Consider the following 20402-nt stretch of genomic DNA (forward strand, 5'->3'; position numbering starts at 1 on the left):
CCGTCGATGCGTCGTCTGGACTACTTTCAACTACATTTAGTGTGTCAAGATAGTGACCGGCCCGATATGTCGGCGACGTCGGGCGAGAGCCCGGGCGTGTCGGCGACACGGCGCAGCGCCTTCTCCGCCTGGGCCCTGCGTGTGGGCTCGAGCATCTTCCACGTGCGAAAGGCGGTCAGCAGCCGGGCCGCGACCTGTGGATTGCGCGCATCGAGCGCAATGACGGTGTCGGCGAGAAAGTCGTAGCCGGCGCCGTCGGGCCGGTTGAACTGGGTGAGATTGGCCATCGCGAAGCTGCCGATGAGCGAGCGCACGCGGTTGGGATTGCCCATCGAGAAGGCGGGATGGCGCATCAGGCCGCGCACCCGCTCCAGCGTCTCGGGCTCGGGGATCATGGCCTGCAGCGAGAACCACTTGTCGAGGACGAGGGCATTGCCGCGGAAGCGCTCCGCGAATTCGGCGAGCGCGGTCTCGCGGGCCGTGCCGGGCAGGTGCGACAGGACGCCGAGCGCGGCGAAGCGGTCCGTCATGTTGTCGGCGCCGCGGAACTGGCGCATGGCGAGCTCTTCGCCCTCGGCCGGCCGGCCGGCCGCGAAGAGATCGAGGCAGGCATTGCGCAGGGCCCGCCGGCCCGCGCCGGCCGCATCGGGGGCATAGGGCTCCGGGGTGCTCAGCTTGCCGTAGAGCTCCGCCAGCTCCGCGGCGAGGGCCGCGCCGATCTCCACCTTCACCAGCCGCCGCGCCCGGTGGACGGCATCGGGATCGACGTCGTGGCCGATCTCGCGGGCGATGTCGGCCTCCGTCGGCAGGGCGAGCACCTGGGCGGCGAAGGCAGGATCGCTGCCGGCGCGCATGGCGAGGAAGTGGCGCAGCGCATCCGCCATGCGGCGGTCGGGCACGGGCGCCGTCCCGGCGCCGACGGCGCGCAGGATCGCCCGCGTCGCGACCGTCTGGGCCGATTGCCACTGGTTGAAGGGATCGCTGTCGTGGCGGAAGAGGACGAGGAGATCGTCCTCCTCGAGGTCGATCTCCAGCCGGACCGGGGCGGAGAAGCCGCGTAGCAGCGACGGCACCGGCCGCTCCGGCACATGGGTGAAGGTGAGTGTGGCCGACGGGCCGTCGAGCACGAAGACGCCCGGCATGTGGCCGGCCGTGGCCGCGGGTGACAGCGCGATCTCCGCGCCGCTCTGGCCGACGAGCCCGAGGCTGATCGGGATGAGCTGCGGCGATTTCTCCGGCTGGCCCGGCGTCGGCGGCGTCGCCTGGGTCAGCGCCAGGCGATAGGTCTTCGCCTCTGCGTCATAGTGGCCGCGGGCGTTCACGGTCGGGGTGCCGGCCTGCTCGTACCATTGGGCGAAGTGGCCGAGATCGCGCCCGCTCGCCTCGGCGAAACAGGCGAGGAATTCCTCGATCGTCGCCGCCGTGCCGTCGTAGCGGTCGAAATAGAGGTCCATGCCGCGGCGGAACGCGTCGTCGCCGATCAGCGTCTTGAGCATGCGGATGACCTCCGCACCCTTCTCGTAGACCGTCGCCGTGTAGAAGTTGTTGATCTCGCGGTACTGGCGCGGCCGCACGGGATGGGCGAGGGGGCCTGAATCCTCGGCGAACTGCTGCGCCCGGAGCACGCGCACGTCGGCGATGCGCTTGACGGCGCGCGAGCGCTCGTCGGCGGAGAACTCCTGGTCGCGGAAGACGGTGAGCCCCTCCTTCAGGCAGAGCTGGAACCAGTCCCGGCAGGTGATGCGGTTGCCCGTCCAGTTGTGGAAATATTCATGGGCGATGATCGCCTCGATATTGGCATAGTCGGCATCCGTCGCCGTCTCGGGGCTGGCGAGGACGTATTTGTCGTTGAAGATGTTGAGGCCCTTGTTCTCCATCGCCCCCATGTTGAAGTCCGACACGGCGACGACGTTGAACACGTCGAGATCGTATTCGCGGCCGAAGACGCGTTCGTCCCAGGCCATGGAGCGCTTCAGCGCATCGAGGGCATAGGTCGCATCCTCCGCCTTGCCGGGCTCGACATAGACGGCGACCTCGACCGCGCGCCCCGACATGGTCGTGAACCGGTCGGCCACCTTGTCGAGGCGCCCGCCGACGATGGCGAAGAGATAGCACGGCTTGGGGAAGGGATCGTGCCAGATGGCGAAATGGCGGCCGCCGCCCGCATCGCCCACCGCGATCGGATTGCCGTTGCCGAGCAGCACCGGCGCCTCATCCCGGTCCGCCTCGATGCGCGTCGTGAAGACGGAGAGGACATCGGGCCGGTCGAGGAAATAGGTGATGCGGCGGAAGCCCTCGGCCTCGCACTGCGTGCAATAGGCGCTGCCCGAGCGATAGAGCCCCATCAGCTTGGTATTGGCCGTGGGATCGATCTCGGTCTCGATGGTCAGCGTGAACGGCTGCGCCGGCGGGGCGTGGATCACGAGGCGCTCGGGCGAGGCCTCGAAGGCCTCCGGCGCGGCCGGCACGTCGTCGATGGCGAGCGAGACGAGCCGCAGCTCGTCCCCGTCGAGGACGAGGGGCGCGGCCGGCCGGCCCGCCGGGTTGGCGCGCAGATGGAGCTTCGCAAGGATGCGGGTGGCGTGACGGGCGAGCCGGATGTCGAGTTCTGCGCGGTCGATCAGGTAGTCCGTCGGCCTGTAGTCCTCCAGCCGGATGACGGCCCCGCTCTCGTCACGCATCGACGCTCTCCCCGTGTCCTGTCTCAACGATAGCTGGTTGTGCCACCCGCCGCGATGTCTCTTCCGGCTGTCTCCGGTCGCGGCTCGGCATGGCCGACGATGCGGCCGATTTCGGGATGGTCGGTGCGCATCCGCCGGTCGAGTTCGTCGACCATACCGTGCACGGTCGCGATGTCGAGGCCGGGATCGAGCCTGCAGTGGTAGTTGACGACGAAGCCCGCCGGCGTCTCGCGCACGCGCACGCTGTGCACGCCCGTGATGCCGTTGCATTCGCGCGCGTGGTTGGCGAGCGACAAAGCGATGCCGGCGACGGTCTCGGCATCCGCCTCGCGCCCGTCGAGATGCTGCACGACGAGCGGCTCGATGTGGCTCTCCACCTCCACCTGCGGCCCGAGCTCCTCGACGAGCGCCGTCTCCAGCCGGCTCGCCACCTCGTGCGCCTGGGCGAGGGTGAGGCGGGCGTCGACCTCGATGTCGAAGCTCACCGACAGGCGGCTCGCGAGGTTCTGCACGGTGACATGGTGCACGGGCACGCGCAGGCGCGCGGCGATGAGCATCACGCGTTCCAGCACCGTCTCGTCGTCGATCTGCACCGGCGTCGTCGAGATGGTGAACTCGCTGTCCGGCAGGTCCGCGCCGATGGCCTTGCGCACCCGCTCCTTGATCTGGGTGACGCGGTCGAGCGGCAGGGTGCGCGAGACGCGGATGCCTACCTCGCCCATGACCTGCGAGCCGGAGGAGCGCACGCGCACGCGCTCCACGCCGACGACGCCGGGCACCTTCTCGGCGAGCCCCGTCACGCGCTCGGCGAGGCCCTTGGGCGCCGTGTCGAGCAAGGTGTCGATGGTGCGCCGGGCAAGGCGAAAGCCGGCGAAGGCAATGAAGAACGATACGCCGATGGCGATGAGCGCATCCGCCTGCGGATAGCCGAAATGGGCGGCGGCGAAGGCGACGAGCACGAAGACGGAATTGACGAGATCCGAGGAGAAATGCAGCGCATCGGCCGCCAGCGCCTCGCTGCCCGTCTCGCGCGCCACGCGCGTCAGCCCCCACCAGCGCCAGGCGTCGACGAAAATCGAGCCGACGACCACGCCGACGGCCGCCCAGGAGAGGAGGATCTCCGTCTCGCCGCTCGACAGCCGCCGCACGCCCTCGACGGCGATGACGCCCGAGAGGAGGAAGAGGAAGGCCGTCTGCACCAGCGCGGAAAGCGATTCGAACTTGCCGTGGCCGTACTGGTGCTGCGCGTCGGCCGGCTTGTGCGCAGCGCGCACGGCGAGCCACGTCATGGTCGTCGCCGCGACGTCGAGCAGGCTGTTGGCCGCGTCCGAGATGAGGGCGAGCGAGCCCGTGGCGAAGCCGGCCGCCCCCTTGCCGAGGGTGAGCCCGGCGCTCGCCAGGATCGAGACGAAGGCGGCGCGCTCCTTGCGCCGTTCGTTGCGCTGCCGCTCCGGCGAGATGGACGGTGGGCTCATGGCACCTATTCCGCTTGCGGGTTTGACTTGCCCGCGGCATCGACGATCCTCTCCCGCATCAGACGGGAGGTGATCCATGCGATATCTGCACACGATGGTGCGTGTCTCGAATCTCGAGGACTCGCTGGACTTTTATTGCAACAAGCTCGGCCTCGTCGAGGTGCGGCGGGTGGAGAACGAGAAGGGGCGCTATACCCTTGTCTTCCTCGCCGCGCCGAAGGACAGGGAGGCCGCCGCGGCGAGCCAGGCCCCGCTCATCGAGCTGACCTACAACTGGGACCCCGAGGACTACAAGGGCGGTCGCAACTTCGGTCATCTCGCCTATCGCGTCGACGACATCTACGCCCTGTGCGACCGGCTGATGAAGGCGGGCGTCACCATCAACCGCCCGCCGCGCGACGGGCACATGGCGTTCATCCGCTCGCCGGACGGCATCTCCATCGAGCTCCTGCAGGAGGGCCAGCCCAAGCCCCCGGCCGAACCCTGGGCCTCGATGCAGAACACCGGGACGTGGTGAGGCCATCGGCGGTCGTATGAGCGCCCTCGTACCCCGGATGCACCGCAGCATGAAATGATGCGGTGCTGAGCCGGGGCGGCCATTCGGCGCCTTCGGCCGGTTCATGCGCTGGTTCCCGGGTCGCATTCCGCTTGCGCTGCATGCGCCCGGGAAACGGGGTTGCGCTTGAAGGCGATGGTGCGAGATCAGCCCGACTGCCGACTGCCGACTGCCGACTGCCGACTGCCGACTGCCGACTGCCGACTGCCTCATTCCACGGCGTAAGGGTCGTTCTCGGCGTCGATCAGCTGGCCCGGCGCCGGATGCGGCATATAGGCCTGGGCCGGCTGGGTGCGCGTGCCGGACGAGGAGCTGCAGGCGGCGAGCACGAGGCCGAGGAGCGCGGCGACGACGATGATGCGCATGGACATCCCCTTGTGATGCGTTGCGTTTCGCTCTTCCGCGAGGCGACGTGCCCCAGACGGGCGGCGAGGTCAAGGCGCGAGGCCGGACATCGGGATACGGCTCGGAATTTGGCAAGATCGTGGCCGCGGGAGTAATGCTGTTAACTGGCCGGAACGAAGCGACGACTGGCCGCACGAGAAACGGAGCGTCGATGAGCGTCAGAGATTTCGGTGTGGCCGAGGGCCAGCCCGTCCGCGAGATCACCATTCGCGCCCCCAGGGGCAAGGCGCAGGCCAAGGTGCTGACATGGGGCGCCGTGCTCAGGGACATGCAGGTGCCCCTGCCGTCGGGCGAATTGCAGCGCGTCGTCCTCGGCTTCGACAGCCTCGACAACTACATCGCCCATTCCCCGCATATGGGCGCCATCGCCGGCCGGGTCGCCAACCGCATCGGCCACGGCCGCTTCTCCATCGACGGCACCGTCTACGAGGTCGACCGCAACCAGGGCGGCCGGCACATGCTGCACGGGGGCGCGAAGGGCTTCGGCAAGCGCCCGTGGCAGCTCGCCCACCACGATGATTCGAGCGTCACGCTGACGCTCCTCTCGCCCGACGGCGACCACGGCTTTCCGGGCAACGTGACGGTCACCTGCGTCTACCGCCTGCTCGAGCCGGCGACGCTGCGCATCGAGCTCTCGGCGACGAGCGACCGGCCGACGCCGGTCAATCTCGCCCACCATTCCTATTTCAACCTCGACGGCTCGCCCTCGGTGCTCGACCACCGCATGCGCGTCGAGGCGGACTTCATCACCGGGACGGATGCCGATCTCATCGCCACCGGCGAGATCGGCTCGGTCGAGGGCACGCCCTACGATTTCCGCGGCAACCGCTCCATCCGCTTTCCCGACGCCGAGACAGGCGCGCCGGTGCACTACGACATCAACTTCGTCCTGCGGCGCAACCGGCTGGAGCCGTCGGGCATTCCCGGCCTGCCGCTCGCCCATGCCGCGCTCGTCGCCTCGCTGCGCAACAACCTCGCCCTCGACGTGTGGACGACGGCGCCCGGCCTTCAGGTCTACGACGGACGCAAGATCGACCTTTCCGGCATTCCCGGCCTCGACGGCGCGGCCTACGGCTCCAACGCGGGCCTCGCCCTCGAGCCGCAGCATTTCCCCAACAGCATCAACGTGCCGCACTTCCCCTCGACGCTCCTCACCCCCGGCGACGTCTACCGGCAGGTGAGCGAATTCCGCTTCCACGCGGGCTGACGGGACCGGCCTGGCACGCCTTTGTGCCCCGGACGCGCCGCAGCACGCAGTGATGCGGTGCAGATCCGGGGTCCAATCTCAGGAGCCTTCGGCGAGTCCGTGCGCTGGTTCCCGGGTCGCATTCCGCTTGCGCTGCATGCGCCCGGGAAACGAGGTTGTGCAGTGCGGCGCGCGTGCACCTCGAAAGGCGGCCCGCTGCCACAGAACGCCCTCGTGCCCCGGACGCACCGCAGCACGCAGTGATGCGGCGCTGAGCCGGGGCCCATTCCCGGGACGCTCCCTCCTCGCAGCAGCGTGGAATCCTCCTTGCGCCCGCCTGCCTGCGCAACCCTCCCGGCTGCCCTCGTTTTCCCCTGTTGCGCGGCCCCCCGAATGGGGCACACTCGGGCAAACAGAGGGACGAACCAGAAAATGCGCCGAGCAATCCGTTTCCTGAGACGGAACGAAACGGTCGAGGTCAGGAATTTCGAACCGCGCACCACGCTTCTCGACTGGCTGCGCCTGACCGAAAGGTCCACCGGCACCAAGGAAGGCTGCGGCGAGGGCGATTGCGGGGCCTGCACGGTCGTGCTGCGCCGCCTCGTCGACGGCCGGCTCGTGTCGGATCCGGTCAATGCCTGCATCCTCCTCCTCGGCCAGGTGGACGGCGCCGAGGTGCTGACGGTCGAGGACCTCGCCGCCGACGGGCGCCTGCATCCCGTGCAGCAGGCGATGGTGGAGCGCCACGGCTCCCAATGCGGCTTCTGCACGCCCGGCATCGTCATGAGCCTCCTCGCGCTCTACGAGACGGGCGAGACGCCGGACCGGCAGGGGGTGACGGATGCGCTCGCCGGCAATCTCTGCCGCTGCACCGGCTATCGGCCGATCGTCGAGGCGGCGTTCGATGCGCTGGGCCGGATCGAGGCCGATCCTTTCGCGCAGCGGCGGCTGGAAGTGGCCGAGGCGCTGGCGGCCCTCAGGGACGAGGCGGACGTCTTCGTCGGCGACGAGCGCTCCTTCTTCGCCGCCCCGGCGAGCATGGAGGGCCTGGCCCGGCTTTATCTCGACCACCCGGATGCGACGCTCGTCGCCGGCGCCACCGATGTCGGCCTGTGGGTGACCAAGGTCCTCGCCGACCTGCCGAAGATCATCTGGCTCGGCCGCGTCGCCGGGCTCGATGCGGTCGCGGAGGACGGTGAGACGTTGACGCTCGGCGCCGCCGCGACGCTGGTGCGGGCGCGCGAGGCGCTCGGCGCGCTCGATCCAGACCTCGACGAGCTGATGCGCCGCTTCGGCTCGCAGCAGGTGCGCGCCTCCGGCACGGTCGGCGGCAATATCGCCAACGGCTCGCCCATCGGCGACCTCGCGCCGGCCCTCATCGCCCTCGGCGCGACCCTTCACCTGCGCCGCGGTGATGACCATCGCAGCCTGCCGCTCGAAGACTTCTTCCTCGATTACCGCAAGCAGGACCGGCAGCCGGGCGAGTTCGTCACGGGGGTCACTGTGAGGAAGCCCGCCGGCCGGCACGTCCGGGCCTTCAAGGTGACCAAGCGCTTCGACGAGGACATCTCCGCCGTCATGGGCGCCTACTGCCTCGACACGGCCGACGACGGGACGGTGCGCGAGGCGCGCATCGCCTATGGCGGCATGGCCGGCATCCCCAAGCGGGCGCGGGCCGCCGAGGCGGCGCTCACCGGCGCGGCCATTGACGATCGCGCCGCCGCCGAGCGGGCGGTTGCCGCGCTCGACGCCGACTTCGCCCCCCTGACCGATCACCGCGCCTCCGCCGCCTATCGCCGCCGCGTCGCCGGCAATCTCCTCATGAAGGCGCTGATGGAGATCGCCACGGGCGACGATGCCGCAACGCGCCTCATCGCCCATCGGGAGGTCCGTCATGCGGCAGAATGAAGGGTCGGGCGATCTCCGGGTGCCTGGAAGCAGGTTGGGCGCATCTGATCCCTCCCCTTCAGGGGAGGGTGGATCGCGCCGCAGGCGCGAGACGGGTGGGGCGCTCCCAGCGGCGGTCGCGCAGGCCCCCTCCGTCGGCCTGCGGCCGCCACCTCTCCCTGCGGGGGAGGATCATGCGGCACTCTCCGGGATGAACGGCGCTCCCGATGGACCGGCACTCCGCCACGTCCATCGCCCCCTGCCGCACGATTCCGGCATCCGCCACGTTTCGGGCGCGGCGCTCTATATCGACGATATCCGCGAGCCGGACGGCACCCTGCACGTCGCGCTCGGCCTCAGCCCGGCCGCGCGCGGGCGGCTCGCGGGACTCGATCTTGCCGCCGTGCGCGCCGCCCCCGGCGTCGTCGCCGTGCTGACGGCCGCCGACGTGCCGGGCCGCAACGACATCTCGCCGGCCAATGCCGACGAGCCGGTCTTCGCCGCGGGGGAGGTGCTCTTCCACGGCCAGCCGGTTTTCGCCGTGGTGGCGACGACGCGCGACGCGGCCAGGCGGGCCGCGCGGCTCGCCGCCTTCGACATCGCGGAGGAGGCGCCGAGCCTCACGGTGGAGGATGCGCTGGCGCGCGGCGAGACGGTGCTGCCGGACTATGCCTTCGGCCGCGGCGACGTGGAGGCGGCGCTCGCCGGCGCCCCCCATCGCCTCGAGGGCGTGCTGCGCATCGGCGGGCAGGAGCATTTCTATCTCGAGGGCCAGGCCGCGCTCGCCGTGCCGGGGGAGGACGGCGACATGCTCGTCCATTCCTCCACCCAGCATCCAAGCGAGGTGCAGCACATCGTGGCGCGCGCGCTCGCCATCCCCGATGCCTTCGTCACCTGCGAGGTCAGGCGCATGGGCGGCGGCTTCGGCGGCAAGGAGACGCAGGCGACGCAATGGGCGGTGATCGCCGCGCTCGCCGCCCGCGCCACCGGCCGCCCGTGCAAGCTGCGGCTCGACCGCGACGACGACATGGCAGTGACCGGCAAGCGCCACGACATGCGGGCCGACTGGCGCGTCGGCTTCGACGACGACGGGCGCATCGCGGCCTACGACGTGATGTTCAACGCCCGCTGCGGCTGCTCGGCCGATCTCAGCCAGGGCGTCGTCGACCGCACCATGTTCCATGCCGACAACGCCTATTTTCTGCCGGCGGCGCGCATCGCCACGCGGCGGCTGAAGACCAACACGGTCTCCAACACCGCCTTCCGCGGCTTCGGCGGCCCGCAGGGCATGCTCGCGGCCGAGCGCGTCATGGACGAGATCGCCGCCCGCCTCGGGCGCGACCCGCTCGACGTGCGCAAGGCGAACTTCTACGCGCCCGGCCGGGACGAGACGCCCTATGGCCAGAGCGTCGAGGATACGGACGTGCTCGCCGCCCTCGTCGAGCAGCTCGAGGCCGACTGCGATTACCGCGCCCGCCGCGAGGCAATCGCGGCCTTCAACGCCCGTTCGCCGGTGCTGAAGAAGGGTGTTGCGCTGACGCCGGTGAAGTTCGGCATCAGCTTCACGCTCACCCATCTCAACCAGGCCGGCGCGCTCGTGCACGTCTATCAGGACGGCTCGATCCACCTCAACCACGGCGGCACCGAGATGGGGCAGGGGCTCTTCATCAAGGTGGCGCAGGTGGTGGCGGAGGAGTTCGGCGTCGGCATCGAGCGGGTGCGTATCACGGCGACGACGACGGCCAAGGTGCCCAATACCTCGCCGACGGCCGCCTCCTCGGGCTCCGACCTCAACGGCATGGCGGCCCGCATCGCCGCCGGCACCATCCGCCAGCGCCTCGTCGATTTCCTCTGCGAGACCTTCGATGTCGCCGAGGGCGAGATCGAGTTCCGCGACGACCGTGTCTTCTTCGGCAACGAGAGCCTCGCCTTCGCGGAGCTGGTGAAGAAGGCCTATCAGGCCCGCGTCCAGCTCTCCGCCACCGGCTTCTACCGCACGCCCAAGATCCACTGGGACCGGGCGGCGGGGCGGGGACAGCCCTTCTTCTACTTCGCCTATGGCGCCGCCTGTGCCGAAGTGACCATCGACACCATGACCGGCGAGTACAGGCTCGACCGCGTGGACATCCTGCACGACGTCGGCCGCTCCCTGAACCCGGCCATCGACATCGGCCAGATCGAGGGCGGCTTCGTCCAGGGCATGGGCTGGCTGACCACCGAGGAACTGGTGTTCGACGGCAAGGGCCGCCTCGCCACCCATGCGCCCTCCACCTACAAGATCCCCGTCGCCTCGGACGTGCCGGCCGATTTCCGCGTCACGCTCTTCCCGAGCGCCAATCGCCAGGCGACCATCTACCGCTCCAAGGCGGTGGGCGAGCCGCCCCTGATGCTGGCAAATTCCGTTTTCTGCGCCATATCCGATGCAGTGCGCGCCGCGCGCGGCGACGGCCTCGCGCCCCTCGACGCGCCGGCGACGCCGGAGGCCGTGTTGCGTGCCATCGTCGGCGCGCTGTGAGGCGAGATGCCCATCTGGCGGACATTGCGGGATTTCGTGAGCGACCACGGCGGCGGCGCGCTCGTCACCCTTGCCGAAGTGAAGGGCTCTGCCCCGCGCGAGGCCGGCGCCCGCATGGTCATGCGGCCCGACGGCGCCTTTCACGGCACGATCGGGGGCGGACGGCTCGAATGGGAGGCGCTCGCCGAGGCGCGCCGGGCGATGGCGGCCGGCCGGCGGGCGCTGACACGGCTCGACATGGCGCTCGGTCCGGATCTCGGCCAGTGCTGCGGCGGGCGGGTCGCCGTCCATGTCGAGGTGTTCGGGCGCGAGGATGCCGATGAACTCGCGGCCCTGGCCGCTGCGGAGACGGAGGGATCGTTCATGGTCTCGGCGGCCCGCGACGCCTCGGGGCGCATCGTGCGGCACATCGGCGAGGAAGCGCCGGCCGGCGGCTGGCGCGAGCATTACGAGGAGGAGGCGACGCCGCTCCTCCTCTTCGGCGCCGGCCATGTCGGGCGCGCGCTCGTCCTGGCGCTGGCGCCGCTGCCGTTCACCGTCCGCTGGCTCGACGCGCGCCCCGATGCCTTCCCGGCCCACATCCCGGCCAATGCGGCGCCCGCCGTCTTCTCGGATCCTGCCGAAGAGCTCGCCGCCGCGCCAGCGGGCGCCTTCGTCCTCGTCATGACGCACGACCATGCGCTCGACCTCGCCGTCGTGGCTGCGGCCCTGCGGCGCCCGGACATCGCCTACGTCGGCCTCATCGGCAGCGCGACCAAGAAGGCGCGTTTCGTCAGCCAGCTCGCCCAGGCCGGGCTCGATGACGCCGCCATCGCCCGCCTCGTCTGCCCCATCGGCATTCCCGGCATCGCGGGCAAGACGCCGGCCGTGATCGCCGCGGCAACGGCGGCGGATCTTCTGATCCGGCGCGAGGCCGTGCGCTGAGGCGAAAACCGCTTACACTTTCGGGCGCCATGGTCTAGACAGCCGGCGACGAGAAACCGGAGACCCCTGATGGCCGCCTTCGACATTCTGGCATTCGGCGAACCCCTGATGGAATTCGCCCAGCTCGACGATTCGCGGCGGCACTACTTGCCCGGTTTCGGCGGCGACACCTCGAATGTCGCCATCGCGGCGGCCCGCCTCGGGGCGAAGACCGCGGTCTTCACCGCCGTGGGCGACGACGCCTTCGGGCGCGACTTCCTCAAGCTGTGGGATGAAGAGGGGGTCGACCGCTCCTCCGTGGTCACGATGCCCGGGGAGCGCACCGGCATCTACTTCATCAGCTACGGCCCGGACGGGCACGAGTTCAGCTACTACCGCGCCGGCTCCGCCGCGAGCCTCGTCGGCCCTTCTCTTTTGCCGCTCGATCTAATCGGTTCAAGCCGCATCCTCCACATCTCCGGTATCAGCCAGGCGATCTCGGTGGAGACGTGCGACGCCTGTTTCGCGGCGGTGCGCCATGCGCGCGAGAAAGGCGTGGCGGTCAGCTACGACACCAACCTGCGCCTGCGCCTGTGGCCGCTCGACAGGGCGCGCGCCGTCATCAACGCGACGGCGGAGCTCGCCGACATCGTCCTGCCGGGTCTCGACGATGCCCGCCAGCTCACCGGGCTCGACCGGCCGGAGGACATCTGCGACTTCTACCTGAAGGGCGGCGCGCGCATCGTCGGGCTCACGCTCGGCAAGGACGGCACCATGGTCGCCGTGCCGGGCGAGCGGCGGATGATCGCAGGCCGGCCGGTCAAAGCGGTAGACGCGACGGGGGCGGGCGACACCTTCGACGGCGGCTTCCTCGCCGAATGGCTGCGCTCGGGCGATCCCTTCGCCGCTGCCGCCTATGGCAATGCCGCCGCGGCGCTCTCCACCCTCGGCCACGGCGCCGTCGCCCCGATGCCGCGGGCGGCCGATGTCGCCGCCTTCCTGGCCGAGGGCTGAGCCCCGCGACGAAGAGTCGTCGCCTCCTTTTGCGGCATTCGGGCCATAACGGCGCCCGTTTGCCGATGGAAGGGGAGTTCGATGATTCTGAAGTCGCTGCTCGCAATCGCCATTCTCGCCGCCACCTTGTCGCCGGCCGCCGCCGCGGGCGACGCCAAGGCCGGCGAGCGCGTCTTCCTCAAGTGCCGGGCCTGCCATCAGGTCGGCGAGAAGGCGAAGAACGTCGTCGGGCCGGAATTGAACGGGCTCTTCGGCCGCACGGCGGGTACGGCGCCCGGCTACAGCTATTCCGAGGCCAACAAGGCGTCCGGCATCGTCTGGGACGAAGCCAATTTCCGCGAATACATCGCCGATCCGCGGGCCAGGATCCCGGGGACGAAGATGGTCTTCGCCGGCCTCAAGAAGGAGCAGGAGGTCGACGACCTCGTCGCCTATCTCAAGACCTTCAACGCCGACGGCACACGCGTGGCCGAATAGGCCCGTCGGGGTCTCGCGCCACGGGGCGATTGCGCCCGCGCCCGCCAGCCGCCATTCTGCCGCGAACGATCCGGGAGGACCTGCGTGGACGACAGCCCCATCATCTTCGCGCGGGCGGAGGGCATCGCCTCCATCCGCTTCAACAGGCCGCAGGTGCTCAACGCACTCGACGAGGCCATGGTCGCCGCCCTGCGCGCGGCGGTGGAGACGGCCGCCCGCGACGAGCGGGTGCGGGTCGTCGTCATCTCCGGCGAGGGCCGCGGCTTCATGGCCGGCGGCGATGTCGGCCGCTTCCATGCCGCGGGGCCGGAGGCGCCGGCGCTGGTGCAGCGGCTGATCGAGCCGTTCCATGAGGCTGTGGCGCGCCTCGCCGAGATGCCCAAGCCCGTCATCGCCAGCCTGCACGGCCCGGTGGCCGGCGCCGGGCTCAGCATCGCGCTGCTCGCCGATCTCGCCATCGCCGCCGACGACGCGCAGTTCACGCTCGCCTATGCCCGCATCGGCACGAGCCCGGACGGCTCAGCCACCTGGTCGCTGCCGCGCGTCGTCGGGCTGCGCAAGGCGCTTGAACTGGCGCTGCTCGCCGACACGATCGACGCCGCCGAGGCGCTGCGGCTCAACCTCGTCAACCGCGTCGTGCCGCGCGAGCGGCTCGAGGCGGAGACGGAGGCGCTCGCCGCCCGTCTCGCAGCCGGGCCAGCGCTCGCCTACGGCAAGATCAAGCGGCTGATGCGCACCTCGCTCGACAGGGACCTGCCCGCGCAGCTCGCCGAGGAGGCCTCCGCCTTTACGACCTGCGCCGCGAGCGCGGATTTCGCCGAAGGCGTCAGCGCCTTCATCGGCAAGCGGGCGCCCCGCTTCACGGGTCGCTAGGGCTATTCCAGCGACTTCAGATAGGCGATGAAATCGTCGATGTCGTCGGGCGCGAAGGTGATCTCGGGCATGTCGGGATGCAGGGTCACCATGCCCTCGGCGAGCGCCTCCTCCAGGCCCTCGACCGGATAGCGCTCGTGCAGCGCGCGGAAGGGCGGCGCCTCGGGCTTGGGGCTCTTGCCCGTCTTGTCGAGGGCATGGCATGCACCGCAGTGCTTCTGCGCCAGGGCGTGGCCCGCCGCCCCGTCGCCGGGGCGGGCCATGGCCGCCGTCCCGAACATCGCTGCGGCAAGGCCGAGCATCAACCAGCGGGCATCCATCGCGCTTCGCTCCCGTCCCTGGCCGCGATTCGCACGATGGTAGCCCAGTTTGGCCCCGATGCGTCGCGGCGAAGGCATGCACCGGATGTGGATATTCGGGCCACGCGTGATGGTGCGGTCCGATATGTGAACCCCAGGTGTCGCGCTTCAGGCATGCTCGGTTGTCTCGCGCGCAATAGGCGCTAATCTCATCGCCTTTGCGGGCGAGGCGGGAGTGCAGGATGATCCGCAGTATGGATCATGCTTCGAATGGCAGGATCGAGGGGGGCAAGGCCGAGGGGGCGCAGAGCGTCGACCGGGCGCTCGCGCTGCTCATGATGGTCGGCGCCCGCCGCCGGGAGGGCGCGCGTCTGGCCGATCTCGTGGCCGAGAGCGGGCTCAACAAGCCGACCGTCCGCCGCCTGCTGCTCTCGCTCATGCGCGCCGGCCTCGTCGAGCAGGAGGCGACCGGCGGGCGCTATCATTTGGGACCCGAGAGCTACGTGCTCGGCACCCTGGCGGAGGAGCGCTTCGGCCTGCATCGCCTGTCGCTCGAAGGCGTGGCGCGGCTCGCCGCCCGCACCGAGGATACGGCCTTCGTCTCCATCCGCCGCGAGAACTACGCCATCTGCCTGCATCGGGAGGAGGGGGCCTTCCCCATCCGCACCCATGTGCTGATGCCCGGAGACCGGCACCCGCTCGGCGTCGGCTCCGGCTCGCTCGCCATCCTGGCGGCGCTGCCGGATGAGGACGTCGAGGCCGTCATCGCCGCCAACAGCGCGGTCATGGCCGAGCGCTATCCGCGCTTCACGCCGGAGATGCTGCGCGCGAGCATCGCGGAGACGCGCACCGCCGGCTATGCGCTCAACCCCGGCCTGCTGATGCAGGGCTCCTGGGGCATGGGCGTCGCCGTGCGCGACGCCGCGGGCCAGCCCGTCGGCGCCCTGAGCGTCGCGGCCATCGAGAGCCGTCTCGGCGAAGCCCGGCGGGCCGAGGTCGCGGCGCTCCTCCAGGAGGAGGCGCGCCGCCTCGAGATGAAGCTCGCCGATTTCGGCCGCGGCCGCGAGGCGAAGACGCGCATGGCCCGCAGGGCCTGACTTGCGTCAGTGGTCGTGATCGTGCCCGTGCTCGTCTTCGGGCCACGGCTCCAGCTTGAAATGCGCGATCAGGTCCCGGACCTGCGCCGGTGAGAGCAGGCGCGGGTTGAGGCCGCGCGTTAGCAGGTGGAGCTTCGCCGTCTCCTCCAGCTCCTCCGTGGCGTAGACGGCCGCCTCCAGCGTGTCGCCCGCCACCACCGGGCCGTGGTTGGCGAGCAGCACCGCGCTGTAGCGGCCGGCAAGGCCGCGGATGGCGTCCGCCACCGCCGGGTCGCCGGGGCGGTAGTAGGGCACCAGCGCCGTGCGGCCGACGCGCATCACCGAATAGGCGGTGAGCGGCGGCAGCACGTTCCTGGCATCGATCTCCGGCAGCATGGACACGGCGACGGAATGGGTCGAGTGCAGGTGCACGATGGCGCGGGCGCTGCCGCGCGTCTCGTAGAGCGCCGCGTGCAGCGGGATCTCCTTGGTCGGCGCATCGCCGCCGACGAGGCGCCCCTCCGCGTCGAGGCGCGAGATGCGGGCAGGGTCGAGGAAGCCGAGTGAGGCATTGGTCGGCGTCACCAGCCAGCCGCCGTCGTCGAGCCGCACCGAGATGTTGCCGGAGGAGCCGGGGGTGAGCCCGCGCTCGAAGAGCGAGCGGGCGAAGCGGACGATCTCCTCGCGCAGTTTCGCCTCGCTCATGCCGCGCCTCCCGCGCCCTTGTCTTCTGTGCCCTTGCCGGCGAGTACGGCCGCCGCCTTGTCGAAGAAGTCCGGCGCGCCGAAGTTGCCGGACTTGAGCGCCAGCGCCAGCGGCCCGTTGCGCGTGCCGGACAGGGCCGGCACGCCGGGGTCGATCTCCGGGCCGATGTCGAGCCGGTGGATCTCGAGCGCGCTGACGACGGCGCCCGAGGTCTCGCCTCCGGCGACGATGATGCGGTTGACGCCGCGGTTGTTGAGGGTGACGGCGAGTTCCCCGAAGAAGCTCTCGATCGCCTCGGCCACCGCCTCGCGGCCGTAGCGGTCCTGCATTTCCTTCACCTCCTCGGGCGTGGCCGTGGAATAGCAGATCGGCGTGAGGCGGATGCGCTCCATCAGGAAGAAGACGGCCTGGTCCGGCGTCAGCGTGCCGCTCATGATCTTGTCGATCTCGAGCGCGAGGCCGGGGTGCTTCGCGGCATGGAGCCTCACCTGCTCGCGCGTCGCGCCCGAGCAGCTGCCCGCCAGCACCACGGCCGGCCCGTCGACAGGGGTGAAGGCCGAGCCTTCGCCGGAGAGGAGGCCGGCCTTGCGGAAGTTCTCGGGCAGGCCGAGCGCGATCCCGGAGCCGCCGGTGACGAGCGGGGCCTCGGCGAGCGCCGCGCCGATGGTGAAGAGGTCGGCATCGCTGATCGCATCGACGATGACGAGGGTCTCGCCACGCCCCGCCGCCTCCTTCAAGGCCGTCTTGACCGCGTCAGGGCCGGCATCGACGGTCGTCCACGGCACGTGGCCGACCGGCGTCTTCGTCTGCAGGGCGAGGAAGCGCCTGAGGTCCGGGTCCGTCATCGGGGTGAGCGGGTGCTTCTCCATGCCGGATTCGGACAGGAGCCGGTCCTTCACGAAGAGGTGGCCCTGGTAGATCGTGCGCCCCGTGGTGGGAAAGGCCGGGCAGGCGACGGCGCCCCTGGTGCCGAGCGCCTCGGCGAGTGCTTCGCCAACCGGGCCGATATTGCCCTGGGGCGTGGAATCGAAGGTCGAGCAATATTTGAAGAGGAATTGCCGGCAGCCCTGCTGCTGCAGCCACTTGAGCGCAGCGAGTGACTGCGCCACGGCTGTGGCGGCGGGGATGGAGCGGCTCTTCAGCGCCACGACGCCGGCCTCGCAGTCCGCTGCCGCCGGTTCCGCCGGCACGCCGATGAACTGCGTGGTGCGCATGCCGCCTTTGGCGAGCGTGTTGGCGAGGTCGCTCGCGCCGGTGAAGTCGTCGGCGATGCAGCCGAGAAGCATGGGTTTTTCCTCTCTTGTCGTGTGCAGGTAAGGCTTACGCCGTCTCCCCGGCGATGAGCTCGAAACCGACATCGATGGTCGCGGGTTTCGCCATGTCCTCCGCCGCATCCTGCCGCGTCAGGACCTGCTCGGCCGCCAGCTGGCCGATGCGGTAGCGCGGCGAGCGCACGGTGGTGAGCCGCCGCGGCAGCTCTTGCCCGATGTCGAGGCCGTTGAAGCCGGCGATGGCGAGGTCGTCCGGCATGCGGATGCCGTTGGCCTCGCAGTGGAAATAGCCGCCGACCGCCATGTCGTCGTTGGAGAAATAGACGGCGTCGAGGTCGCGATGGGCGGCAAGGAGCGCGGCGAGCCCGGCCCGGCCGGCGGTCACGGAGGAGGGGCCGGCCACCATCTCCTCGGCGACGAGCGCGGCCCCGCGCCGCGCGAGTTCCGCGGCAAAGCCGTCGAGGCGCTTGCGCGCGCGGATGTCGCGCGAGATGTCGTGGCCGACATAGCCGAAACGACGATGGCCGCGCGCAATAAGATGTGCCGCCATGGCCGCGCCCGCCGCCCCGTGCGAGAGGCCGACGCGCCGGTCGAGCGCCGGCTCGGCGCCGTCGATGTCCATCATCTCGACGACGGCCGTGCCGTTGGCGGCGAGGAGGTCGCGCAGGCGGGGCGTGTGGTCGATCCCGGCAATGACGATGCCGCGCGGCCGCCAGGCGAGCAGCGCCGAGACGATGCGCTCCTCGCGCGCGAGATCGTAGCCCGTGACGCCGATGACGGCCTGCAGCCCCGCTTCCTCCAGCCTTTCGGTGACGCCGCGCAGCACCTCGGCGAAGACGATGTTGTCGAGCGAGGGCACGACGACGCCGACGAGGGCGCTGCCCGTCGAGGCCAGTGCCCCGGCGAGGCGGTTGGGCACATAGCCGAGCTCCTCGGCGGCCTTCAGCACGGCGACACGCGTTGCCTCCGCGATCGGCCCGATGTTGCGCAGCACGCGGGAGACGGTGCTCTCGCTGACCCCGGCCCGCGCCGCCACCTCGGCGAGGCGCAAGGGGGCGGCGGGCATCGGCGCGGTCTCGTGGCGGATGGTCATGGCAGGCCCCGGCGCAGGTGGAGTGGCGCAAGATAGCATCTATGCAAGCGCTGTCATCCATTATAGTGCTTCGTTGACAGCGCTTGCACAAGTCGGGTGCTGCAAGCCGTATCGGGAGGCATCTCATGACGCTGGAGGAAACGAAGAAGGGGCGCGTCGGCGTGGTCGGCCTCGGCGCCATGGGCTTCGGCATGGCCGCATCGCTCGTCCGCGCTGGCTTCGAGGTCGCCGGCTTCGACCTGTCAGCGGAGGCCGTGGAGCGGCTCGTCGCCGCCGGCGGGCGCGCCGCTGCGACCCCGGCCGCCGCGGCGGAAGGGGCGGATGCGCTCTTCTCGGTCGTCGTCAATGCCGCCCAGACCGAGGACGTGCTCTTCGGCGCGGAAGGCGCCGCCGCCGCCCTGCCGGAAGGCGCGGTGTTCGTGTCCTGCGCCACCATGGCGCCGGAGGCGGCGCGCGCCCTCGCGGCCCGCGTCGCCGCGATGCGGCGTCACTATCTCGATGCGCCGATCAGCGGCGGGGCGAAGAAGGCCGCGGAAGGAGCCCTGACGGTGCTCGCCTCCGGCACGCCCGCGGCCATGACGAGGGCCCGTCCGGCGCTCGCGGCGGTGGCGGCGACCGTGCACGAGCTCGGCGACGAGGCCGGCACGGCGGCCGCCTTCAAGATGGTCAACCAGCTGCTCGCCGGCGTGCATATCGCCGCCGCCTGCGAGGCCATCACCTTCGCGGCCAGGCTCGGCCTCGACATCCGCAAGGTCTATGAGGTGATCACGGGCGCGGCGGGCAATTCCTGGATGTTCGAGAACCGGGTGCCGCACATCCTCGAGGGCGACTACACGCCGCTCTCGGCCGTCAACATCTTCACCAAGGACCTCGGCATCGTCATGGACATGAGTCGGGCCAGCAATTTCCCGGTGCCCGTCGCGGCCACGGCCCTGCAGCTCTTCACCATGACCTCGGCCGCCGGCATGGGCCGCGACGACGATTCCTCCGTCGCCCGCTTTTATGCGCAGACCGCGGGCGTGACGCTGCCTGCCAAGAAGTCCTGACCTTCCGACCTGCGAACCCACGAGGCCGCCATGCCGCGCTTTGCCGCCAATCTCTCCATGATGTTCAACGAATGGTCGTTCCTCGACCGCTTCAAGGCGGCGGCCGATGCGGGCTTCGATGCCGTCGAATATCTGTTTCCCTATGAGCACGCGCCGGAGGATGTCGCGCGGGCGCTGGCCGCCAACGGCCTGACGCAGGCCCTGTTCAACTGCCCGCCCGGCGACTGGGGCAAGGGCGAGCGGGGCATCGCGGCCTTGGCGGGCCGGGAGGAGGAGTTCCGCGCTTCGATCGACACCGCCCTTCGCTATGCCGCGGCGACGGGCGTGAAGCGCCTGCATCTCATGAGCGGCCTCGCCGATGCCGCCGATCCTGCCGCCGCGGCGCGCTATCGCGATGCCGTCGCCTTCGCCGCCGACCGGCTCGGCGAGCAGGGCATCGCCCTCATGCTCGAGCCCATCAATCCCCGCGACATGCCCGGCTATTTCCTCAACGACTTCGGCCGCGCCGTCGCCCTCATCGAGGGGCTCGGGCGGCCCAACCTGAAGCTGCAGTTCGACATCTACCACCGCCAGATCATGCACGGCGACGTCACGATGGCGCTGCGCGCGCTCCTGCCGGTGACGGGGCACATCCAGATCGCCAGCGTGCCCTCGCGCAACGAGCCGGACGGGGAGGAGCTGAACTATCCCTTCCTCTTCGCCGAGCTCGACCGCCTCGGCTACGCCGGCTTCGTCGGCTGCGAGTACCGCCCGCGCGCCGGGACCGTGGACGGCCTCGGTTGGTTCGAGGTCTATCGGGGCAATCGGGAGTAGGGGAGTAGGCAGTCGGCAGTCGGCAGTCGGAAGAGGGCTATCGGAAGAGGTGGCACTCGCAGGCACGCCCTCGTGCCCCGGATGCACTGCAGCATGCAATGCTGCGGTGCTGAGCCGGGGCGGCCAT

The 20402-nt window shown here is 70.4% G+C and carries 18 protein-coding genes; 11 read left to right on the top strand and 7 right to left on the bottom strand.

Annotated features, from left to right (window positions below; all coding sequences use genetic code 11):
- Positions 1-44 precede the first annotated feature (44 nt).
- Both pepN and AL346_RS14025 read right to left on the bottom strand, forming a co-directional pair.
- A complete protein-coding gene (pepN, locus tag AL346_RS14020; RefSeq protein WP_019402083.1) occupies positions 45-2681 on the bottom strand; it encodes an aminopeptidase N in 2637 nt (878 codons plus the stop codon).
- Between the two features lie 23 nt (positions 2682-2704).
- Positions 2705-4156, bottom strand: a complete 1452-nt coding sequence (locus tag AL346_RS14025) for a cation diffusion facilitator family transporter (protein ID WP_019402084.1) — start codon at positions 4154-4156, stop codon at positions 2705-2707.
- 76 nt (positions 4157-4232) lie between these two features.
- On the opposite strand from AL346_RS14025, the gene AL346_RS14030 reads away from it, so the two are divergent.
- Positions 4233-4673, top strand: a complete 441-nt coding sequence (locus AL346_RS14030) for a VOC family protein (protein WP_019402085.1) — start codon at positions 4233-4235, stop codon at positions 4671-4673.
- Between the two features lie 248 nt (positions 4674-4921).
- Here the strand turns inward: AL346_RS14030 and AL346_RS25085 are convergent, their stop codons facing one another.
- Positions 4922-5077, bottom strand: a complete 156-nt coding sequence (locus tag AL346_RS25085) for a hypothetical protein (RefSeq protein ID WP_156332756.1) — start codon at positions 5075-5077, stop codon at positions 4922-4924.
- Between the two features lie 191 nt (positions 5078-5268).
- Between AL346_RS25085 and AL346_RS14035 the strand changes: the two genes are divergently transcribed.
- From AL346_RS14035 to AL346_RS14065, 7 genes are all read left to right on the top strand, one after another.
- Entirely contained in the window at positions 5269-6324 is a 1056-nt protein-coding gene (locus tag AL346_RS14035) for an aldose epimerase family protein (protein ID WP_019402087.1), read from the top strand.
- A 411-nt stretch (positions 6325-6735) separates the two neighbouring features.
- Positions 6736-8211, top strand: a complete 1476-nt coding sequence (gene xdhA, locus AL346_RS14040) for a xanthine dehydrogenase small subunit (protein ID WP_019402088.1) — start codon at positions 6736-6738, stop codon at positions 8209-8211.
- A 190-nt stretch (positions 8212-8401) separates the two neighbouring features.
- The gene (xdhB, locus tag AL346_RS14045) at positions 8402-10705 is read left to right on the top strand and encodes a xanthine dehydrogenase molybdopterin binding subunit (protein ID WP_019402089.1); all 2304 of its coding nucleotides are present in this window, start codon (positions 8402-8404) and stop codon (positions 10703-10705) included.
- Between the two features lie 6 nt (positions 10706-10711).
- The gene (gene xdhC, locus AL346_RS14050) at positions 10712-11629 is read left to right on the top strand and encodes a xanthine dehydrogenase accessory protein XdhC (RefSeq protein ID WP_019402090.1); all 918 of its coding nucleotides are present in this window, start codon (positions 10712-10714) and stop codon (positions 11627-11629) included.
- 69 nt (positions 11630-11698) lie between these two features.
- Complete coding sequence (locus tag AL346_RS14055; RefSeq protein ID WP_019402091.1) at positions 11699-12622, top strand: sugar kinase; 924 nt, start codon at positions 11699-11701, stop codon at positions 12620-12622.
- Between the two features lie 81 nt (positions 12623-12703).
- Positions 12704-13099 (top strand): cytochrome c family protein, encoded by a 396-nt coding sequence (locus AL346_RS14060; protein WP_019402092.1) that lies wholly within the window; start codon positions 12704-12706, stop codon positions 13097-13099.
- 84 nt (positions 13100-13183) lie between these two features.
- Positions 13184-13972, top strand: coding sequence for an enoyl-CoA hydratase-related protein (locus tag AL346_RS14065; RefSeq protein WP_019402093.1), 789 nt, complete (start codon positions 13184-13186; stop codon positions 13970-13972).
- A gap of 2 nt (positions 13973-13974) precedes the next feature.
- Here AL346_RS14065 and AL346_RS14070 read toward each other — a convergent pair whose 3' ends face one another.
- Complete coding sequence (locus AL346_RS14070) at positions 13975-14292, bottom strand: cytochrome c (RefSeq protein WP_019402094.1); 318 nt, start codon at positions 14290-14292, stop codon at positions 13975-13977.
- Between the two features lie 233 nt (positions 14293-14525).
- On the opposite strand from AL346_RS14070, the gene AL346_RS14075 reads away from it, so the two are divergent.
- Positions 14526-15368: an IclR family transcriptional regulator gene (locus AL346_RS14075; protein ID WP_019402095.1), complete on the top strand. Its 843-nt coding sequence runs from the start codon at positions 14526-14528 to the stop codon at positions 15366-15368.
- Between the two features lie 6 nt (positions 15369-15374).
- Here AL346_RS14075 and AL346_RS14080 read toward each other — a convergent pair whose 3' ends face one another.
- The 3 genes from AL346_RS14080 to AL346_RS14090 are packed head-to-tail and all read right to left on the bottom strand — an operon-like array spanning position 15375 to position 18416.
- A complete protein-coding gene (locus AL346_RS14080) occupies positions 15375-16052 on the bottom strand; it encodes an aldolase (protein WP_019402096.1) in 678 nt (225 codons plus the stop codon).
- On the bottom strand, positions 16049-17338 hold the full coding sequence (gene otnK / locus AL346_RS14085) for a 3-oxo-tetronate kinase (RefSeq protein ID WP_053193797.1): 1290 nt from the start codon (positions 17336-17338) through the stop codon (positions 16049-16051). Before otnK ends, AL346_RS14080 begins: the two co-directional genes overlap by 4 nt.
- Positions 17339-17372: 34 nt before the next feature.
- A complete protein-coding gene (locus AL346_RS14090; RefSeq protein WP_019401538.1) occupies positions 17373-18416 on the bottom strand; it encodes a LacI family DNA-binding transcriptional regulator in 1044 nt (347 codons plus the stop codon).
- Positions 18417-18541: 125 nt separating this feature from the next.
- Between AL346_RS14090 and ltnD the strand changes: the two genes are divergently transcribed.
- On the top strand, positions 18542-19462 hold the full coding sequence (gene ltnD, locus AL346_RS14095) for an L-threonate dehydrogenase (RefSeq protein ID WP_019401537.1): 921 nt from the start codon (positions 18542-18544) through the stop codon (positions 19460-19462).
- Between the two features lie 30 nt (positions 19463-19492).
- Complete coding sequence (gene otnI / locus AL346_RS14100; protein WP_019401536.1) at positions 19493-20275, top strand: 2-oxo-tetronate isomerase; 783 nt, start codon at positions 19493-19495, stop codon at positions 20273-20275.
- Positions 20276-20402: the final 127 nt, after the last annotated feature.

This window comes from Chelatococcus sp. CO-6, from assembly GCF_001271345.1.
Classification (GTDB): Bacteria; Pseudomonadota; Alphaproteobacteria; order Rhizobiales; family Beijerinckiaceae; genus Chelatococcus_A; species Chelatococcus_A caeni.